Below are 18,904 nucleotides of genomic sequence, written 5' to 3'. Positions count from 1 at the left end.
CATACTCGCTTAACGACTGATTTTCAGCGCCCGTCGAGCCTGGTGTTTTTCCAGTGCCAATTCGATCAGCCGCGTGACCAGTTCACTGTAGGTCATCCCCGCGGCCTGCCACAGTTTCGGGTACATGCTGATGCGGGTGAACCCCGGCAGCGAATTGATCTCGTTGATCAGGACTTCGCCACTGTCAGTCAAAAATACATCGACCCGCGCCAGCCCGGAGCAGCCCAACACCTGAAACGCCTCGACCGCCATCGCGCGAATGCGTTCGCTGGACTCGACGCTGATATTGGCTGGCACCACCACTTCAGCAGCTTTGTCGTCGATGTACTTGCTGTCGTAGGAATAGAAGCCACTGTGCACCACGATCTCGCCACAGCCGCTGGCGATGGCGTCTTCGTTGCCCAGTACCGCGCATTCGATCTCTCGGCCCTTGACCGCCGACTCGATCAGCACTTTTTCATCGAAGCTCAAAGCCAGCTCGACCGCCGCCGCATATTCGGCTTCGTCGCTCACCTTGCTCACGCCGACGGAAGAACCCTGGTTGGCCGGTTTGACGAACAGCGGCAGGCCGAGCTTGCCACTGACTTCGGCAAAGCCTGTGCGCGCGGCGCTGGCGCGGGTCAGGGTAACGAACGGCGTGACGGCCAGGCCGGCATCACGCAACAGGCGCTTGCTGATGTCCTTGTCCATGCAGACCGCCGAACCCAGCACATCGGAACCGACAAACGGCAAGTCGGCCATGCGCAGCAAACCCTGCAGGCAACCGTCTTCGCCAAGCGTGCCGTGGACGATCGGGAAGATCACGTCGACATGCCCCAACAGATCGGCACCGGCGGTTTCCACCAATTGTTGGTGGGCCTTGCCCGGAACCACGGCCAATTCTCGATTGGATTGATTGAGTGCGATCAGGGCCGGGTTTTCCTGGTTCAGCAGGAAGTTCGAGGGGTCGTTGAGGTGCCAGTGGCCTTGCTTGTCGATGCCGATCAGCACCGGCTCGAAGCGCGAGCGATCCAGTGCATCGACAATGTTTTTCGCCGACTGCAGCGAGACCTCGTGCTCGGTCGAGCGGCCCCCGAAAATAACGCCCACACGCAGTTTACTCATTGCCTGACCTCATTGTGGATGGCTTGCAACCTGGGTAGCCGCCACGTTACGACTGCCAGGTCTTGCCGTCCAGCGGCTCGCTGGAGGTCAACTCGCCAACTGATTGGCAAACTGCCCCACTGCATTGACCACTTTCTGCGCCCCGTCCTGGATCTCGACGATCACCGTGCCCGCTTCCGCCGCCAGCGCCAGGCCCTGTTCCGCCTGGAGCTTGCCGTCGGCCATCAGGGCCACGGCGTTGCGCGCCATGTCCTGGTTTTGCCGCACCACGAGGACAATCTCGTCAGTGGCCTGGCTGGTGCGAGAAGCCAGTTGCCGAACCTCGTCCGCCACCACGGCAAAACCTCGTCCCTGCTCACCGGCACGGGCCGCTTCGATGGCCGCGTTGAGCGCCAGCAGGTTGGTTTGTTCGGCAATACCGCTGATGGTCTTGACGATGGTGCCAATTACCAGTGATTGCTCATTCAAGGCTTCGATGCCATCGACTGCGGTTTGCATGTGCCTGGCCAGGTCACGCATCACATCCACCGCCTGCGTCACCACGGTATTGCCGCGCTGGGCGCTTTGGTCGGTTTGCTGCGAGGTGCCGTAGGCAATGTTGGCCGCTTCGGCCACCGCTTGCTCCTGGTTGACCTGATCGGTGATCACCGTGGCGAATTTCACCACCTTGTAGAGTTTGTTGTTGGCATCGGTCACCGGGTTGTAGGAGGCCTCCAGCCAGACTGTACGGCCGTGACTGTCGACGCGTTTGAAACGTTCGGCCACGAACTCTCCGGCGTTCAGACGGCGCCAGAACGCTTGGTATTCGGCGCTGTTGTAGTCCTCGGGAAAGCAAAAAGTACGGTGATGTTTGCCCTTGATCTGCGCCAGGCTGTAACCCATGCCACTGAGAAAGCGCTCGTTGGCGGTCAGCACATTGCCATTGAGGTCGAACTCGATCACCGCTGTCGAGCGCACCAACGCACCGATCAGGTTTTCATGCTCACGGGAGGCCTCGATGGTGCGGGTCAGGTCGCTGGAGAAAATCGAAAAATGCTTGATCCGCCCGTCTGCCGTGCGCACGGGCTGCACGATTGAACGCAACCAGGCTTCCTGGCCCGTGCCACGTAACAGACGCACGGCACCGGCAAAGTGCTCGCCACGGCTCAGTGCGGTCTTGAAACGCAGCTGGAATTCGTCGTTCTTCACATGATCCGGAACCATCTCTTCGATGTGCCGGCCGATCAACTCGTTGCTCTTGTAGTGCATCTCGCCGAGGAAGTTCTGATTGACTGACTGCACCCGCCCATCAATGTCGAGATTCAGCACGAGCATCTCGCTTTCCAGGCTTTCCTTGACTTGCTGCAGGCTGGAGAGTTCTTCGCGAAGAGCCGACAGCTCCTGCTTCAAGCGTTTATTGAACATGGGGGACGCACCGATGGGCTGGGATAGGAAGCGACTTACAGCCTAGCCATCGGCATTGCGGGCGTTTTCTGAAGAGGGCTTGAGGATTGTCCTACAAATATAATGACACCGCGCCAATTTTCCCTGTCTTTCACGCCGTGCCAGGGGTCGGGCAACTGGCGATTCTCGGCATCCGCGTGCCGAAATACGCCGCGCTGCCCACGCCCACCGCCCCCATCACCGCGCAAAAAATCACGCAGATCCAGGGGCTCCATGGCATCAGGCCGATCAACAGCAAGGGCGTGATGCTCGCCCAGGCGGCGTAGGCGATGTTGTAGGTGAAGGAAATACCCGAGACGCGAATCCGCGCCGGGAACAGGTTAACCATCACCGATGGCACCGCGCCCACTACTCCGCAACTCAGTCCAGCCACCGCGTAGGCCAGGCCGACCCAGTTACCACCGCTGATCAGGCAGGTGTAGAGCACGCCGATGCCCAGTGGCAGCAGCAGGCTATAAAGCATGACGGTGCGCCATGCGCCGATGCGATCGACCAGCAGACCGGCGAGCACGCAGCCAATGTTCAGGAACACGATGCCCAATGCGCTCAGGGCGAAGGTGTGACCGGCGGTCATGCCGAAGGTTTTCTGCATCATGGTCGGGGTGATGACCACGAACACCACCACCGCCGATGTCAGCACGCAGGTGAGAATCATCGCTGGCAGCAGGGCCAGGCGATGTTCACGCAGGACTGCCCGCAACGGCAACTCGATGACTGCCTCGCGCCGGGCTTGCATGGCCATGAACACCGGCGTTTCGCTGAGCCAGCGCCGCAACCAGACGCCAATCACGCCAAACACCCCGCCCAGCAGGAAGGGATAACGCCAGGCGTGATCGAGGATTTCAGCTGGAGTAAAAGCCTGCGCCAGGAAGGTTGCCGTCAGGGCGCCAAGCAAATAACCAAAGGTCAGCCCCGCCTGCAGGAAGCCCAGGGCGTAGCCGCGATGGCCGACTGGCGCGTGTTCCGCTACGAATACCCAGGCGCTCGGCACCTCGCCACCCACCGCCGCGCCCTGCAGGACGCGCAGGGCCAACAGCAGCAGTGGCGCGAAATAGCCGATCTGCGCGTAGGTCGGCATGATCCCGATCAGCAGGCACGGCAGCGCCATCATCAGGATGCTCAGGCTGAACACCTTCTTGCGGCCCAGGCTGTCGGCGAAATGCGCCATCAGGATCCCACCCAGCGGCCGCGCCAGGTACCCGGTGACGAAGATGCCAAAGCTTTGCAGCAGCCGCAGCCACTCAGGCATTTCGGGCGGAAAAAACAGCTGGCTCAAGGTCAGGGCAAAAAATACGAAGATGATGAAGTCGTAGATTTCCAGCGCGCCGCCGAGAGCCGCGAGCCCCAGGGTCTTGTAGTCCGAGCGGCTGAATGGCAGCGGACGTGGATCTATATTGGCAGTCATGAAAAGAACTCTGGCACAGGCAAAAACCAAGGCGCCCATGGTCTACGCAAACGCGCCGGCGGACAACCCGTTAGACCAAAGTCCCATAGGCCTAAAACAGCGCCGCAAAAAACACTCGCTTGAATTAAGGTTGGTGTCTGTCCAGAGGGGCCTATGCTGCCCCGAAGACCACAACAAACATAAAAATTCGAGGTAGTCCCGTGGCCGCTGATATCGAAGATACCCGCTCCGCTCGCTTTGCCCTGCGCTGTTCAAGCTTTGCCGAACGCTGGTTCCCCGACTCCTGGGTATTTGCCGCCCTGGCGGTGATCATTGTCGCCGTGGCCACCATGGCCATGGGCGCCAAGCCGACTGACGCGGCCATGGCCTTTGGCGACGGCTTCTGGAGCCTGATCCCGTTCACCATGCAAATGGCGTTCGTGGTGATCGGCGGCTATGTGGTCGCCAGCTCGCCACCGGCGGTGAAGCTGATCGATCGCCTGGCGAAGTTGCCGAAAAACGGGCGCTCCGCGGTGGCCTGGGTGGCCCTGATCTCCATGGTCGCGTCGCTGCTCAACTGGGGTTTGTCACTGGTGTTCGGCGGCTTGCTGGTGCGCGCCCTTGCCCGCCGTACCGACCTGAAGATGGACTATCGCGCCGCAGGCGCGGCGGCGTATCTGGGGTTGGGCGCGGTGTGGGCCCTGGGCCTGTCTTCGTCTGCTGCGCAGTTGCAGGCCAACCCGGCCAGCCTGCCGCCATCGATCCTGTCGATTACCGGGGTGATTCCGTTCACTCAAACGATCTTTCTCTGGCAGTCGGGCGTCATGTTGCTGGCCCTGATCGTCATCTCGCTGATCATCGCCTATGCCACGGCCCCCGGCCCGAACACGGCGCGAGACGCCCAAGCCTGTGGCGTCGACCCGAGTTTCAATCTGCCACCGCTGCAACCACGCTCCCGTCCCGGCGAATGGCTGGAACACAGCCCGCTGCTGACCATCCTGTTGGTGCTGCTGGCGGCTGGATGGCTGTTCCATGAGTTCTCCACCAAACCTGCGATCAGCGCGATTTCCGGTCTCAATACCTACAACTTCCTGTTCATCATGCTCGGCGCCCTCCTGCACTGGCGCCCACGCAGCTTCCTCGACGCGGTGGCCCGCGCCGTGCCGACCACCACCGGCGTGCTGATCCAGTTCCCACTGTACGGATCGATCGCCGCACTGATGACCACGGTCAAGGGCGCCGACGCGCAGACCCTCGCCCACCACATCTCGACCTTCTTCGTCAGCATTGCCTCCCACGACACCTATGCCCTGCTGATGGGCGTGTACTCGGCGATCCTCGGCTTCTTCATTCCGTCCGGCGGCGGTAAATGGATCATCGAAGCACCGTATGTGATGCAAGTGGCGAACGACTTGAACTACCACCTGGGCTGGGCCGTGCAGATCTACAACGCCGCCGAAGCGCTGCCCAACCTGATCAACCCGTTCTACATGCTACCGCTGCTGGGCGTGCTGGGATTGAAGGCGCGGGACCTGATCGGCTTCTCGTTCGTGCAATTGCTGGTGCACACACCACTGGTGCTGGTGCTGCTGTGGGCACTGGGGACGACGCTGGCGTATACGCCGCCGGTGATGCCATAGGGAAGCGGCTACAGCGAGGGTCAGCGCGACCTGAGACTGCGCGTTTTTCTTACAAAACGCGCAGCGTTGTCCCACCCAATCCAAGGGCAAGCCCTGACTCTCGCAACCAGCCTCCTTGAATTAACCTGTCCCGGAGTATCAATCACCAAAAACCCAAGGAAGATCCGATGACGCCGATATCCAAGACACTGGAAGAGTTGATCAATGAAATTTACCAGGACGGTAACGTCTCGGTGGTTGAGTACAGGGCCCTGCGAGACGATGCCGATCGCCGCATGGACGCTGTTGTCCGCGAATTTGGCCAGCACAACAATGTGACGGCCTTTCAGAAGGCGATGGATGTCGCCATGAAGTTATTGCAAAGCGCCGTCCTCGATGCCAAAAAAGCCAGGCTGAGCGATACGGGTGAGGCTATCGTCAAGGATGCGGTTACCGCACAGGTCGAGTACTTGCGTGCCGGCAGCCAATTGGCGCTACGCCTGTTGTGATCGCCTGACCTCACTCCCCGCAAACACTGATCGCGGGCTGGATCGCACGCTTCGAAAAAAAAGTGCTTGAGGCCTGGTTTTCTGCATCATTGTGTTGATCCAGTATGACGTGCATCTTCGTATCGCGACCACGCTGAAAAGGATCTGAGCATGTTAAGACTCGCAGGCCTCACTCTCGCGGCCCTTACCCTCGCAACCCTCAACCTGAGTACCGCTGCCCACGCCGATATCGCCCTGAAGCTGGGCAGTACCGAACGCGTCAGCCGCTTGTTCGCGTACCCCAACAACTGCAACGTGATCTGCTTTCGCAACTGGACGCTGGAGCAGACCGTCGAGCACTACCTGACGCAAAGCGTGCAACGCGATGGCTATAACGATGCCAAGGTTCTGGTCAAAACCGATAACCATCAACTCCATGCCGAAATCACGGGCGTGCCAAGGAGCTATGAAAAACCCTTGGCAGCGCTGCTTGACGCCGGCGACCTGGCCTACGACGGTGCTAGCAAACTGAATGCCGACGGCAAGTGGGCCTATAACTGGCATTTTTTCCTGCCACTGGGCATGGCCCTGGAAAACCGCAGAAGCGTCGAGCTGCTGCACTTCCCACCCGATTATTCGCTGACTCAGGCCCAGGATTACCTGAAGTCGGCCACCACGGATCGCTGGGCCACGCTGCTGACCATCAATGGCGTCCCGCCCGAGCAGCTACCGGGTTACCAAACCATTATCGATATCGCCCCGATTGCCGCGCCGTCGAATGCAGGCAAGGACCTGGAAGGCGTCTACGACTACTTCAAGGACTACCAGACCAGCATGGTCAAGCAGGTGACCGTACATTCCAGCGGCGCGGCATTGCCAACGGTTGCCTTCGGTGCACCGGTGCGCAACTGGGTCAAGCAGCAATACGGGCCAACCGTGAATGTGTTGAGCCTGGTGACAATCAGCCCGGTCGACGGAGTAAAAGTACCGGTATTGGGCGCCAACCATCCCAGCTACATCTGGTACGCCGCCGATCCAGCCAGCTACACCGGCAAAGACGCCCAGGCCCAGGCCGATGCCGCGGGCCTGAAAGTCATGGGCCAGGATTTGAGTGCCGCGTGCTGGCAGGCCGCCATGGGCCGTGAAACGGACACCAATGCCGATATCGAGCTGAAGAGCTGCACCCAGACCTGGCAAGTAGCCCAGGCCGATAAAACCTGTGCGCTGTTCTACACCTCGATCCGCAAGCTGACCCCCGCACAGGCCGCAGGCAAATGCGCGACGGCATCGATCAAGGCCCAGCTCAAATTGCTCAAGGCGCCAGCGCCAGCCCCGGCGATACCTGCTCCCGCGCTATAGGCTTGCCAGTCAACTAACGGAAGGCGCCGACGACCAGATGTTTTTTGCGACACTGGCGTCGGCAAAGCCTCTGCTGCGCAGGCTTACAACTTCTCGACCGGACGCAGTCGATACTGCGGTGGCAATTGCTCAAACCCGCTGATGGTAGTGTTCAGGCTTTTCCAGCGACCGTCCTTGATGCCGTAGATGCAACCGTGAATCGACAGGTTTTGCCCACGATGCCAGGCATTTTGCACAATGCTGGTATGGGCGACATTGGCCACTTGCTGAATGACGTTGAGTTCGCAGAGGCGGTCGACCTGCTCCTCTTCGGTGGCCAACTTGGCGAGCTCTTCACGTTTCTCGTAGTAAAGATCGCGAATCGAACGCAGCCAACCGTCGATCAGGCCAAACTGACGATCCTGCATCGAGGCACGCACGCCGCCACAGCCATAGTGGCCGGTCACGAGGATGTGCTTGACCTTGAGCACGTCGACCGCGTACTGGATCACCGACAGGCAGTTTAGGTCCGTATGCAACACCACGTTGGCCACGTTGCGGTGCACGAACAGATCGCCGGGCAGCATGCCGACAATCTCGTTGGCCGGCACCCGCGCATCGGAACAGCCGATCCACAGGTATTCCGGCGTTTGTTGACGAGCCAGCTTGGCGAAGAAGTCAGGATCTTCTTTGGTGATCGCGTCGGCCCAGCGCTCGTTGTTATCAATCAGATCTTGTAATTCGTTCATGCAATGAAGCCTCGATAATGGTGCGCTGCTTTGACAGACAACCGTCCGTCGGGGTCACGCGCGTTATGCAAATGCGCGCTGCTGCCTGTTCATGGCGCTCCATGCCGGTGGAATTCTCTGCAACCCAGTGGGTCCACCCTATAAGGCTAACAGTATGAGGAATTGCCATGACTGATTCACGACGTCCGTACGATGCGGTGCAACCTGAACCCATCGATGATAACGAAGATCGCATGGGCTCGGTGCATGAGCTGGATTTCGACACGGAAGAACCCAGCGCAAAAATCGGCGATGAATTGCCGCAAAAGGAGCGCAAGCAGCTGATACCCGAAGAACGCGTGCGCGAAGCCGGCATGACGGGAGCATCGACCGATGATCATGAATCGACCGATGATGACATGAGCCCGGAAACGCTCATCCGTGAGGACGGTGCGCGGGATGCCCAGGAATTGGGTGAAGGTGATCAGGCCGACTGGGACTTGAGCATTGTCGATGAAGACGAGATTGGTGGGGGAAATGGGTTGGACGAGGAGGAGATGGCGCAGCGCGATCCGCTGGACAAGAAACGCTGATCTGTAGGAGCTGCCGCAGGCTCGGGCCTACGGCAGCTCCTACGCAGGAATCGGCGTTCAAACATGGCGATGGTTTCAATCCACCAATGTACAGGCCATGACCACCGCATCTTCGCGCCCACCCACCGCCGGGTAGTAATCCCGTCGACGCCCGATCTCGTTGAAACCATAACGCTCATACAACTTGAACGCCGCAGTGTTGCTATCACGCACTTCCAGGAAGCATTCCCGGGCGTCGGCCTTGTAGGCGATCGACATCAAATGCTCCAGCAAGGTCAAACCCAGGCCTCGGCCCTGGTTTTCCGGCTTGACGGTGATGTTGAGCAGATGCGCCTCGTCAAGAATGATCTGCACCACCCCGTGGCCCACCTGCTGCTGGCCTTCGAACATCAGCCAGATCTGATACTTGCCCAGGCCATCGAGAAAAATTCCGCGGGTCCAGGGATGGCTGTAGGCCGCATATTCGATCTTCAGAACAGTTTCCAGGTCCGCCTCGGTCATCGGGCGGAACGATACAGCGTCACTCATTCGATTCTTTCCAACGCGCCATCAGCCGACGCATGGCTTGCCACACGGCGGCCTTGCGCTGTGGCTCTTCCATTAACAATTCCAGGCCCGGTACCGCCCACGCCGAGCCCAGGCCTTCAATCTGCAGTTCGCGGTTGAACGCATCAGAGTCCGCTTCACCGGCAAACCGCACCGCGGGCAGGCCGATCAGCCAAAGGCAGGCGCACGGCACTTCTTCCATGCGCACCGAGAGGAAACCTTGCACAAAGTCACGGGCGGCCTCCGGGCCCTGGTCCATCGTCCCGCGCACCAGCAGCGGCCAGCGTACTGGCTCGCCGATGATCTGCGGGCTGTCCGGCAGACCGGCGGCTCGCAGCATGTCCTTGAGCAGCAGATAAGCAGGGTCGCGTGCCTGGAAGGATTCACCTGTGGGTAACTCAACCAGCAGCAGGCAGCGGCCGGCTCGCAGCAGTTGCAGGGCAAAGCGCGGCGGCGGTACCGGCGCGACCCTGGCGACCACCGGCGCCTCCTCGGCCGCAGGTTTTGCGCCAGTGCGCGTGCTCGCCAGCGATGGCCGCGGCACCTCGACCTTCACCCGCTCGGCGGGTTTTACCGTAGGCACGACGGGCGTCTCGACCACCGGCACAGGCGCCACGGGAGCCTCGACCAGCGCCTCGGGCGGCTCCAGCAGCTCGGGCCGCGACGGGGCGGCAAAGGGCAATTCGGTGCGCGGCAGCCAGTTGACCACCTGCATGGCGTTCAAATAAGCGCGACGACGGGACTCGATAAGCAAAGGTCGGCCACTTGTGGATAACTAAAGTGCGCCGATTCTACCGCCCTTCGCGCAAGATCGCCCGCTGTTGATCGATAGACTGCACCGATAATCTTTCCACTTGTGAAAAATGGCGACAGCCCGTCCCGAGAGTGAATCGCATCGTGCCGGATGCAGTACAATCGCGGCTTTTATTCGCCAACCAGCCGGCCATTCCGATGATCGAACCCAAGCGCGTCTTGCGCGCCCTCGCTGAACACTGGGCACTTCTGGAGCCACTGTGCGAGCATTTCGACCAAGGCACCCTGAGCCTCAACGAACTGCGCACGCAATTGGCCGCCCAGCAACTCGACAGTACGCCGCAGGACATCACCAGCCTGCTGGACGTGTGGATTCGCCTCGATATTCTGGTTCCGGTGGCGAAAAGCCCGAACCGTTTCGAGCTCAATGCGCAAATTCACGACTTCCTCGCCTACCTGCGCCGTGAACACCGTTTGGGCCTGTGCCTGGAAATCGAAGCCTATCTGCGCCATCTCGAGCGCCTGGCCGGCTATATCCAGGACGCCTTCGACATCCGCGACGGCAACGACCTGGCCCGCCAGCTTCGCCTGCTCGACATGCGAGTTCGCGATGTACTGAAAAAACTCGATAACGACGAACAGGCACTGGTGGCCGTCGCCGAAAGGGCGAAAACCAGCGATCGACAGATTCCATTGCGCCAGCGTTACGCTGAAGTGCTGGCGACCTGGGACGAATACGTCGAGCCGATGATTGATCTGGTGAACGCCGACGGCGCTTTCGAACAAGGCGTGCGCAAGGTTGAAACCGTGCTGCTGAAGATGCTCTCCGAGCAGCAGCGCCTCGGCCACCTGGTCGATGACGACATGTTGCTGCGCACCCACGCGCGTATCCTTGAAATGCAGACCAGCGCCCAGTTGACCCTGCGTCACGCGCGTGAACTGTTGCTGCCGCTGCGTGAAGAGGCGCGTCGCCACAACGCCGTGACCCGTGGCGCGGCACTGGCCCTGTCCGCCATCCGTCGAAAAGGCATCGATGCCGTGCCGCAGGCGGCAATGCCGTTGTTCACACGGCCGCAAAGCACCTTCCTCGGCAGCGCCAGCCAGGTCGAGGCCTACGTTTATGCCCTGGCCCGCTTCGAACCGAAACCGGCGCGCTTCCCCAAGGCCCACAAAACCCAGAAAGGCGAGGCTCCGCGTGCGCCACGCACGGTTCGGGAAATGCTCGAACGCTGCGAAGACGCCCTGCCGATGCCGGACCTGATGACCTGGCTGCTGGAGCAGGAGCCGGACGGCGCCACCGACGAATTGCTGTACTGGTTCTCGCGACTGTCCCGGGAAAAACGCTTCAAGCGCGAACGCCTGGAACGTCGCGACTACCACACACACGAGCACCAGGTCAGCCTGCGCTCCTTCGCCCTGCTCTCGGTCGGCGATGACCCTACCGAGAATTCTGCGAGCATCCCCCATGCATCTTGATCTTTCCGAACTGTCCCAGCTGGCACCGATCTTTCGCGAGCTGTTCAAGGGCTACCACGTCAGCCGCCGCGATCCTGAGCTGTATGCGCAGCTGTCGAACTTCCAGGACCAGTACCGCACGCTGTTCAAGGCCCTGGGGTTTGAACTGGTGTGCGACACCCGTGGTTTCTACTATTTCGTACCGGACCTGGCCGCCGCGGCGGTGAACAAGACCGCGCAGCGTCTGGCGCTGTTCACCTTCATCCTCGTCGAGCACCTGGCCGATCAGGGCCGCGACCCGGTCGCCGTGCTCGACGGCGGTAGCCTGGGTCGCGATGAACTGCCATCGTTGCTGGAAAAATACCGCGACCTGTTCATTCAGGCCGAAGTGCAGACCCAGGATGAGCTGGAAGAAAAAATCATGCGCCGCATGACCCAACTCGGCTTCGCTGGCGAAGAAAACGGCGTGTACCGTTTCCTGCCGCCGATGCACCGTTTCCTCGATGTTTGTCTGTCGGTGCAACAGGACCGTGACCTGGCGGCCAGCCTGCACAGCGTACTGCCACTGCCGGCTCCGGTGCTGATCGATGAAGACAGCGACGAAAAACTACTACAGACCGACGACCCGCTCGACTTGGCAGAGTTTGCAGATGAAAGCGAAGAAGACGCCCTGGCCCGCGCCATTGCCGAAGAACAGGAGCTCGACGCATGATCAAGGAACGCTACGGCATCCGCCGCTTTGCCCTTTTGAACACCGCCGGCTACACCCTCGGCCTGTTCCCGCTGGAAGAGCCGCTGTCGGTCTACGGCGCGAACAACCTCGGTAAATCCGCTTCGATCAATGCGCTGCAGTTCCCGATCCTGGCACGCATGTCGGACATGAGCTTCGGCAAGTACAGCCTGGAGCAATCCCGGCGCTTCTACTTCGCCTCAGACACCAGCTACATCCTGGTGGAGGTGAACCTGCCCCATGGCCCCCACGTGATCGGCGTGGTCGGACGCGGTCCGGGTGGCGGCTTCGGTCACCAGTTCTTTGCCTATGCCGGCCGGCTGGACCTGGCCCACTACCAGAAAAACGACACCTGCCTGCGCCAGAAGGAGTTGTTCAGCAACCTTGAGCGCGAAGGCCTCAAAGCCTACGAGCTCAAGCCCGATGAACTGCGGCGCTTGCTGGTCGGTGGACACACTTCGATCCCGCTGGACCTGACACTGATCCCCCTGCGCTCTACCAGCGAACAGAGCCTGAAGACCTTCCGCGCGCTGTTCATCAACCTGCTGCACATGCGCGAAATCACCGCGGCCAAGCTCAAGCAACTGTTCCTCGACGCCTTCGAGCACAGCCTGCGTTCCGGTAGCGTCGACTACATCGCCGCGTGCGAAGAAGCTTTCCGCGACGTACGACGCATGGAACAGGACTACCAATCGCTGGTGGCGGCCGGTCCCCTGGTCGAAGCCCTCGCCAACGGCGTGAAACAGCGCGATATCCTGCGCGGCAAGCTGCACCGCCTCTCGCCGCTGCTCGACTCCCTGCTCGGCACCTGGTCGGACTACGCCAGTGCCCGCAAGGAAGAGCTGACCATCCAGGCCGAGCACTATCGCCACGAGCAGGACGCCCTGCAGAACGATCAGCGTGGCGGCACCCAGGAGCTGATGCGCCTGGAGCGGGAAATCACTGGCATCCAGCGCTGGCTCGGCGAGCTGGCGGTGCTCAAGCATCGTTTTGCCCTGGTTGAAGACGTCAAGGTGCTCGAGCAACAACTGCTCGCGGCCAAGGACGCCCATGATGAGCTGGCAGGTGCCCTGGCGCAGTCGCGGCAATTCAGCGCCGAGGACCTGGATGAACGCCTGCGTGAGCTGGAAAAACGCCTGAAGTCGGTCAAGCAACAACTCGACCACGCCGACAACAACAGCTACGCCCGCCTGCGCGAAGAATTCTCGCAGCAGGACGTCGAGCGCCTGATGCGCCTGTTCAACAGCGCACTGTTCAGCCTGCCGCTGGGCGAGCACGGCATTACCCTCGACGACAACGGCGACTGGGTCAAATCCGTAGAGCAGATCCTCGACGGTTTTAAAGGTGAGCGCTTCGAAGTACCGGGCCTGTCCATCGACATCTCGCACATCGAGCCCCCGGCCCTGCAAGCCCTGGCTGACCGTGCCGCGCTGCGCGACCAGAAAGAGCGCCTGGAAAAAGAACTCAAGCAACTGAAAACCCAACAAGCCGTGGCTGCCGACCGCGCCGCGAGCAAGACCCAGACCGAAGCGCTGTACCAGCAGGTGCTGGATGCCCAGAAAGCCTTGGAAGACTTCCGTCGTGCGCAAACCCTGAGCGCCGAAGAGGGCGACAAACTGGAGCAGCTGGCGCAGATGGAAGCCGCCCAGGACGAATTGAAGCGTTCCAGCGATGCTTTCACCGAACGCGTCCAGCAACTGTCCGCCAAGCTGCAACTGGTCGGCCGGCAGATCGGTGACATGGAAGCCAAGCAACGTACCCTCGACGATGCCCTTCGCCGCCGTCAGTTGTTGCCGGCGGATCTGCCGTTCGGCACGCCGTTCATGGATCCGGTCGACGATTCGATGGACAACCTGCTGCCGTTGCTCAACGACTATCAGGACAGCTGGCAAGGCCTGTTGCGTGCCGATGGCCAGATCGAGGCGCTGTACGCCCAGGTGCGCCTCAAGGGCGTGGCCAAGTTCGACAGCGAAGACGATATGGAACGTCGCCTGCAACTGCTGATCAACGCCTACGCACACCGCACCGACGAAGCCCTGACCCTGGGCAAGGCACGGCGTGCGGCTGTTACCGACATCGCCCGGACCCTGCGTAACATCCGCAGCGACTACGACAGCCTCGAGCACCAGTTGGCGCTGTTCAACCGCGAGATCAACAAACGTCAGGTGTCCAACCTGCAAAGCTTCCGCATCGTCCTGGCGCCGAACAAGGAAGCACTCAAGCACATCGACCAGATCATCCACAGCGCCGGCCAGTACGAAGAAGGCGAGACCCTGTCTGTCTTCGACCTGAGCCAGAGCGCCGAGCAGGACAACAAGAACGAAGAGGCCAAGGAATACCTGGCACGGCTGGTGGCGGCGAACCACAACCAGCTGGGCCTCAAGGACTTGTTCGAACTGGCGTTCGAGATCACCAAGGTCAACGGTCAACCGGTGATCCACACCGACATCGACGGCGCCGCGTCCAACGGCACCACCATGACCATCAAGGCGTTGACCAACATGTATTTGTTGCTGCACTTGATGGACCGCGACCTGGCCGGACGTGTGCGCTTGCCGTACTACCTCGACGAGGCCGCGGACATCGACGAGAAAAACCAGGCGGCGTTGCTCGAGACCAGTCTGCAACTGGGCTTCGTGCCCATCCTGGCCAGTGTGAAGCCGCAGGTCTGCGCCAGTGTCGCCATCGACCTGGAAGGTGGCAGCGGCCCGGCTGGCATCTACATCGATGAGGATGACTGGAAGTACATCCGTCGTCACGACGAGGTGAAGGCGACTGTGAACGTTGAAGCGGATGAGCCGGAGATGGATGCGGTTTGAGTTGAACCGTTAGATGCGAAAAAGGCCGCGATCCAATGGATTGCGGCCTTTTTATTTGGAGAGCTTCTTCGCGAGCAGGCTCGCTCCCACATTTAGTCCGTGGCGTACACAAAATATGTGAACGACGCTGACCACTGTGGGAGCGAGCCTGCTCGCGAAGGCGGCATCACAGCCGCCAATACACTACTTGCCGAGCGAAATCTTCGGTGCCCAGGTCAGCCATTCCTCTTCGAACTTGTCGAACAGCGGGAATGTCTGCTCCGGTCGCGCCGGGGTGCCCATGCGTTCACCGTCTGGCGTAGCAAAGGCGACACCGCCCTGGATCATCGTCTCCAGCGATTCAGTACGCACTGTTGCCCCTCTGAACAGGCCCACATCAAAGTCAAAACCGCTGGTGTTCCAGAAGCGCGTGCCGCTGCGGACCAGTGGCGCGTACTTGGGCTCGATCAGGATGCGGATCAGTACACGATCAGCCGTTTGGCCCAACTCATAACCCGTCACCTTGCCCACGGTGATTTCTCGATAAGTCACCGGAACCCCAGCCTTCAGCGAACCACGACGAGGAGCGCTCAACGTCAGGCTCAATCCAGCTTCCTGCTTGGCAGTTTCCGGGGGATTGGCCAGCGCCACGAAATTCTTCTGCGGCCCCAGGTTCTTCGCTGCCGGTTGCACCTCGATGTATTGCCCGGTAACCAATGTTTCCAGGTTCGACGTCTTGATCAGCCCCAATTCGGGCTTGACCACCCAGAACTGACTGCCGACACGAGCGATGCGCTCCGGGACTTCATCGATCCGCGCAGTCAACAGCACCGACTGCAGATCGTCACTCAGGTCAACGTCTTCGATCTTGCCGACATCCAGCCCCTTGAAGCGGATCGGCGTGCCCGTGCGCAGGCCATCAGCCCGGTCGACCTTGATGGTGATCACCGCGCCTTTCTGGTTGGCTAGCTCATGGCTGGCGAACAGGCGGAAACGCGGGATGCGCTTCTGCAAGGGTGCCTTGGCCTCCGGTGTTTCAAAGGCGATGCCGCCAGCCATCAGGCTTTGCAACGATTCACTCTTGACTTGGATCCCGCCGGTCAGGCCACCGGTCAAGGTGATGCCACTGGCGTTCCAGAACCGCGTGGAAGCGTTGACCAGGTCTTCGTATTCCTTCTCGATATGGACCCCGATCACCAGCTGTTTCTTCTTGCGCGAAAACTGATAGCTCTGTACCGAGCCCACCTTGACCTGCTTGTAGAGTACCGGGCTGCCCACTTCCAGCGAACCGAGGTTATCGGTGAACAACACCAGGTGCAGGCCCGGTGCACGTAAATCCAGCGGCGGCGCCTTGGGCCGTGCGACAAACTCACGTTGCGGCGCGGCGCCTTTGTCCCCAGGGCGCACGGCAATGTAGTTACCCTTGACCAACGCTTCGAGACCGGTGATACCCGCCAGGGAAATCGAAGGCTTGACCACCCAGAACTGGGTGCCATCGACCAGGTAGTCCTCGGCCAGCGGGTCCAGGGTCAACTCGGCGCTGGCGCCGGACAAATCGGGATCGACCTTGAGTGCCTTGAGGGTGCCGACCTGAATGCCTTTGTACATCACCGGCGTGCGGCCCGCCTGCAAGCCTTCAAAGTCGCTTAGCTTGACCTTGACCTTGATCCCGGCGGCAGCCGCATCAAAGTCCTCATAAAGGCGGAACGGCAGACTCGGATCGGTAGGCGGGCTGTCCTTGCGATTTTCAGGCGTGGCAAACGCAATACCACCAGCAACAATACTGGCCAGGGACTCACTGCGAACTTTTACACCGGACAGGTTGGCATCGATGCTGATGCCGCTGGCGTTCCAGAAACGCGTGTGTTTGCGCACGAGCTTGGCGTACGTCGGCTCGATGAAGACCTTGAGCTCGACAGTGCTCTGGTCCTCGGAGAGCACGTAGCTCTTGATCTGCCCGACCTTGATCTGCTTATAGAACACCGGGCTGCCACGGTTCAGCGAGCCCAGGCGATCAGCCTTGATCGTGAGGTGCAAGCCAGGTTGGGCGTCCGACAGCGGTGGCTCCTGTGCCAGGGCCTTGAACTTGCGAGCAGGCTCGCCCTCACCCGGGCTGATCGCGACATAGTTACCCGAGACCAGCGTCTCAAGCCCGGTAATACCGGCCAGCGTCACACTCGGCTTGACCAGCCAGAAGCGCGTGCTGGTGCGCAGGTATTGCTCCACGTCCTTGTTCATCTCGACGGTCGCGATCACCCCTTTGGAACTGCCTTCATCATCAAGCTTGAGGGTTTTCACCTTGCCGACCGGCATGCCTTTGTAGACGACTTCGGTCTTGTTGGCCTGGATGCCTTCACCGCTTTCAAAACGAACCTGAACCTCGATGCCGGTTTCGGTGTAGGCACGCCAGCCAAGCCAGCCACCAATGATCAGGGCAATCAGGGGCAATACCCAGATAGCCGACCAGTTCGAAGCCGGTCGGGTTTTAGCTGTAGGCAGATCAGTCATGGTCGTCGTCCGACTCCGTGTTATCCCAAATCAGTCGGGGATCGAAAGTTACTGCGGCAAGCATCGTCAGAATCACCACGCTGGCGAACGCAATGGCGCCCAGGTCAGCTTCGATGGTGGCCAGCCGGCCAAAATTCACGAGCGCCACCAGGATGGCGATCACAAAGATATCGAGCATCGACCAGCGGCCGATGAACTCGATAAAGCGGTACATCCATATGCGCTGGCGGGCCGAGAGTGGCTGGTGGCGCTGCACGGAAAACAACAGCAAGGCGATCCCCACCAGTTTGAACGTGGGCACCACAATGCTGGCGATAAACACCACTGCAGCAATGGGAATCATGCCGTGCTGAACCAGCTGGATCACTCCGGACATGATGGTGCTGGGATCACCCTTGCCCAGGGAGCTCACTGTCATGATTGGCAGCACATTGGCCGGTATGTAAAGAATGGCGGCGGTGATCAGCAACGCCCAGGTCCGCGCCACACTGTTGGGACGGCGGGCATGCACCAGCGCGCCGCAGCGAGTGCAGACCTGTTCATCGACATCAGCTTCCTGCTTGTTCAATTCATGGCATTCGGCGCAAATCAGAATGCCTGCATCAATCGCCCGCATGGGCATCCTCTCCTGATAAAGCCTGCCAGATCTGGTGAGGAGACATCACTACCTCCAGCCAGACCTGGACCAACAACAATCCAATGAAGCACGCCAGGCCCAGGCCAATGGTCATTGCTGCCATATCTGCCAGCTTGACGATCGCGACCAGTACGCCCATGAGGTAAACCTCAAGCATCCCCCAATCCCGTAAATGGTGGTAAATACGGTAAAGCAGCAAGCCGTAGCTACGTCCGACGTCAAATCGGATACTCAGCAACACGACCAGTTGACAGAGCAACTTGAGCAGCGGAATCGCCATGCTGCACAGGAACACAATGACTGAAACGCTTTGCATGCCTGTATCGAAAAGCCCGACAACCCCGCTCCAGACAGTGTCTTGCGACGATTGCCCAAGCAGATTGAGTTGCATGATGGGTAAAAAGTTCGCCGGGATATACAACAGCAGTGCCGCGATAACCAAGGCGAGACTGCGCTGTACGACGTTGTATCGATGAGCATAGAGCTCGTAACCACATCGCGGACACAGGGCTTTCTCACCATGATCGAGCTTGGGCTTGCGCATCAGCAAGTCGCACTCGTGGCATGCCACCAAATCGTTCAGCGGTAATTCTGACAGCCTTGAGGCGTCAACCGGATCTGGCATATAACGCTCTGACTCCGAAAAGGTTGGGCCTATTCTAGTGCCCTGAATCGAAAATAACTGTGCCAATTTGTGCACGAGTCAGTGTGATTTTCTTTCGGCAAAAGACAAAACCCCTACCTGCATGCGCAGATAGGGGTTTTGGAATTTAATCTTGA

At 60.1% G+C, this 18,904-nt stretch carries 16 protein-coding genes; 7 read left to right on the top strand and 9 right to left on the bottom strand.

Features of this window, described 5'->3' with window-relative positions; all coding sequences use genetic code 11:
* Window positions 1-9 precede the first annotated feature (9 nt).
* The 3 genes from ddlA to QLG10_RS20625 all read right to left on the bottom strand — a co-directional run bounded on the left by ddlA (window position 10) and on the right by QLG10_RS20625 (window position 3,952).
* Window positions 10-1,104, bottom strand: a complete 1,095-nt coding sequence (gene ddlA, locus QLG10_RS20635; protein ID WP_110751499.1) for a D-alanine--D-alanine ligase — start codon at window positions 1,102-1,104, stop codon at window positions 10-12.
* Between the two features lie 87 nt (window positions 1,105-1,191).
* The gene (locus tag QLG10_RS20630) at window positions 1,192-2,508 is read right to left on the bottom strand and encodes a PAS domain-containing methyl-accepting chemotaxis protein (protein ID WP_110751497.1); all 1,317 of its coding nucleotides are present in this window, start codon (window positions 2,506-2,508) and stop codon (window positions 1,192-1,194) included.
* A gap of 130 nt (window positions 2,509-2,638) precedes the next feature.
* Window positions 2,639-3,952: an MFS transporter gene (locus tag QLG10_RS20625; protein WP_110751495.1), complete on the bottom strand. Its 1,314-nt coding sequence runs from the start codon at window positions 3,950-3,952 to the stop codon at window positions 2,639-2,641.
* A 200-nt stretch (window positions 3,953-4,152) separates the two neighbouring features.
* Here QLG10_RS20625 and QLG10_RS20620 point away from each other — a divergent pair, with 200 nt between their 5' ends.
* From QLG10_RS20620 to QLG10_RS20610, 3 genes are all read left to right on the top strand, one after another.
* Window positions 4,153-5,571: a TIGR00366 family protein gene (locus QLG10_RS20620; RefSeq protein WP_110751493.1), complete on the top strand. Its 1,419-nt coding sequence runs from the start codon at window positions 4,153-4,155 to the stop codon at window positions 5,569-5,571.
* 167 nt (window positions 5,572-5,738) lie between these two features.
* A complete protein-coding gene (locus QLG10_RS20615; RefSeq protein WP_188264179.1) occupies window positions 5,739-6,059 on the top strand; it encodes a hypothetical protein in 321 nt (106 codons plus the stop codon).
* A 150-nt stretch (window positions 6,060-6,209) separates the two neighbouring features.
* The gene (locus QLG10_RS20610) at window positions 6,210-7,397 is read left to right on the top strand and encodes a hypothetical protein (protein WP_110751489.1); all 1,188 of its coding nucleotides are present in this window, start codon (window positions 6,210-6,212) and stop codon (window positions 7,395-7,397) included.
* Window positions 7,398-7,480: 83 nt separating this feature from the next.
* Here the strand turns inward: QLG10_RS20610 and can are convergent, their stop codons facing one another.
* A complete protein-coding gene (can, locus tag QLG10_RS20605; protein ID WP_008055619.1) occupies window positions 7,481-8,125 on the bottom strand; it encodes a carbonate dehydratase in 645 nt (214 codons plus the stop codon).
* 167 nt (window positions 8,126-8,292) lie between these two features.
* Here can and QLG10_RS20600 point away from each other — a divergent pair, with 167 nt between their 5' ends.
* Window positions 8,293-8,697 (top strand): serine kinase/phosphatase, encoded by a 405-nt coding sequence (locus QLG10_RS20600; protein WP_083349756.1) that lies wholly within the window; start codon window positions 8,293-8,295, stop codon window positions 8,695-8,697.
* A gap of 75 nt (window positions 8,698-8,772) precedes the next feature.
* Here QLG10_RS20600 and rimI read toward each other — a convergent pair whose 3' ends face one another.
* Complete coding sequence (rimI, locus tag QLG10_RS20595; protein ID WP_007978046.1) at window positions 8,773-9,225, bottom strand: ribosomal protein S18-alanine N-acetyltransferase; 453 nt, start codon at window positions 9,223-9,225, stop codon at window positions 8,773-8,775.
* Complete coding sequence (locus tag QLG10_RS20590) at window positions 9,218-9,958, bottom strand: energy transducer TonB (RefSeq protein WP_168759232.1); 741 nt, start codon at window positions 9,956-9,958, stop codon at window positions 9,218-9,220. Before QLG10_RS20590 ends, rimI begins: the two co-directional genes overlap by 8 nt.
* A gap of 236 nt (window positions 9,959-10,194) precedes the next feature.
* On the opposite strand from QLG10_RS20590, the gene mksB reads away from it, so the two are divergent.
* From mksB to mksF, 3 genes are read left to right on the top strand one after another with little or no spacing between them, the layout of a single operon-like run.
* Complete coding sequence (mksB, locus tag QLG10_RS20585) at window positions 10,195-11,472, top strand: Mks condensin complex protein MksB (RefSeq protein WP_162276381.1); 1,278 nt, start codon at window positions 10,195-10,197, stop codon at window positions 11,470-11,472.
* The gene (gene mksE, locus QLG10_RS20580) at window positions 11,462-12,163 is read left to right on the top strand and encodes an Mks condensin complex protein MksE (protein WP_020799720.1); all 702 of its coding nucleotides are present in this window, start codon (window positions 11,462-11,464) and stop codon (window positions 12,161-12,163) included. Before mksB ends, mksE begins: the two co-directional genes overlap by 11 nt.
* A complete protein-coding gene (gene mksF / locus QLG10_RS20575) occupies window positions 12,160-15,000 on the top strand; it encodes an Mks condensin complex protein MksF (protein WP_282487931.1) in 2,841 nt (946 codons plus the stop codon). Before mksE ends, mksF begins: the two co-directional genes overlap by 4 nt.
* A 183-nt stretch (window positions 15,001-15,183) precedes the next feature.
* On the opposite strand, the gene QLG10_RS20570 is transcribed toward mksF, so the two are convergent.
* Genes QLG10_RS20570 through QLG10_RS20560 form a run of 3 tightly spaced genes read right to left on the bottom strand, consistent with a single transcriptional unit; the run spans window position 15,184 to window position 18,749 of the window.
* Window positions 15,184-17,487: an MlaD family protein gene (locus QLG10_RS20570; protein WP_282487930.1), complete on the bottom strand. Its 2,304-nt coding sequence runs from the start codon at window positions 17,485-17,487 to the stop codon at window positions 15,184-15,186.
* Window positions 17,480-18,103 carry a paraquat-inducible protein A gene (locus QLG10_RS20565; RefSeq protein ID WP_110751479.1) on the bottom strand — a complete coding sequence of 208 codons (624 nt, stop codon included), beginning with the start codon at window positions 18,101-18,103 and terminating at the stop codon, window positions 17,480-17,482. Before QLG10_RS20565 ends, QLG10_RS20570 begins: the two co-directional genes overlap by 8 nt.
* The gene (locus QLG10_RS20560) at window positions 18,090-18,749 is read right to left on the bottom strand and encodes a paraquat-inducible protein A (protein WP_008055602.1); all 660 of its coding nucleotides are present in this window, start codon (window positions 18,747-18,749) and stop codon (window positions 18,090-18,092) included. The genes QLG10_RS20565 and QLG10_RS20560 overlap by 14 nt, the downstream gene beginning before the upstream one ends.
* Between the last annotated feature and the right edge of the window lie 155 nt (window positions 18,750-18,904).

The organism is Pseudomonas sp. V98_8, assembly GCF_029967975.1.
In the GTDB taxonomy this organism is placed as follows: Bacteria; Pseudomonadota; Gammaproteobacteria; order Pseudomonadales; family Pseudomonadaceae; genus Aquipseudomonas; species Aquipseudomonas umsongensis.
Note: the sequence above shows the minus strand (reverse complement) of the source record. Positions and strands in the feature narration are given on the sequence as shown.

Coding starts and splice junctions, on each gene's coding strand:
- QLG10_RS20630 (WP_110751497.1), bottom strand. CDS start 2,508: ATGTTCAATAAACGCTTGAAGCAGGAGCTGTCGGCTCTTCGCGAAGAA.
- mksB (WP_162276381.1), top strand. CDS start 10,195: ATGATCGAACCCAAGCGCGTCTTGCGCGCCCTCGCTGAACACTGGGCA.
- rimI (WP_007978046.1), bottom strand. CDS start 9,225: ATGAGTGACGCTGTATCGTTCCGCCCGATGACCGAGGCGGACCTGGAA.
- QLG10_RS20570 (WP_282487930.1), bottom strand. CDS start 17,487: ATGACTGATCTGCCTACAGCTAAAACCCGACCGGCTTCGAACTGGTCG.
- QLG10_RS20610 (WP_110751489.1), top strand. CDS start 6,210: ATGTTAAGACTCGCAGGCCTCACTCTCGCGGCCCTTACCCTCGCAACC.
- QLG10_RS20560 (WP_008055602.1), bottom strand. CDS start 18,749: ATGCCAGATCCGGTTGACGCCTCAAGGCTGTCAGAATTACCGCTGAAC.
- mksE (WP_020799720.1), top strand. CDS start 11,462: ATGCATCTTGATCTTTCCGAACTGTCCCAGCTGGCACCGATCTTTCGC.
- ddlA (WP_110751499.1), bottom strand. CDS start 1,104: ATGAGTAAACTGCGTGTGGGCGTTATTTTCGGGGGCCGCTCGACCGAG.
- mksF (WP_282487931.1), top strand. CDS start 12,160: ATGATCAAGGAACGCTACGGCATCCGCCGCTTTGCCCTTTTGAACACC.
- can (WP_008055619.1), bottom strand. CDS start 8,125: ATGAACGAATTACAAGATCTGATTGATAACAACGAGCGCTGGGCCGAC.
- QLG10_RS20590 (WP_168759232.1), bottom strand. CDS start 9,958: ATGCAGGTGGTCAACTGGCTGCCGCGCACCGAATTGCCCTTTGCCGCC.
- QLG10_RS20615 (WP_188264179.1), top strand. CDS start 5,739: ATGACGCCGATATCCAAGACACTGGAAGAGTTGATCAATGAAATTTAC.
- QLG10_RS20600 (WP_083349756.1), top strand. CDS start 8,293: ATGACTGATTCACGACGTCCGTACGATGCGGTGCAACCTGAACCCATC.
- QLG10_RS20625 (WP_110751495.1), bottom strand. CDS start 3,952: ATGACTGCCAATATAGATCCACGTCCGCTGCCATTCAGCCGCTCGGAC.
- QLG10_RS20565 (WP_110751479.1), bottom strand. CDS start 18,103: ATGCGGGCGATTGATGCAGGCATTCTGATTTGCGCCGAATGCCATGAA.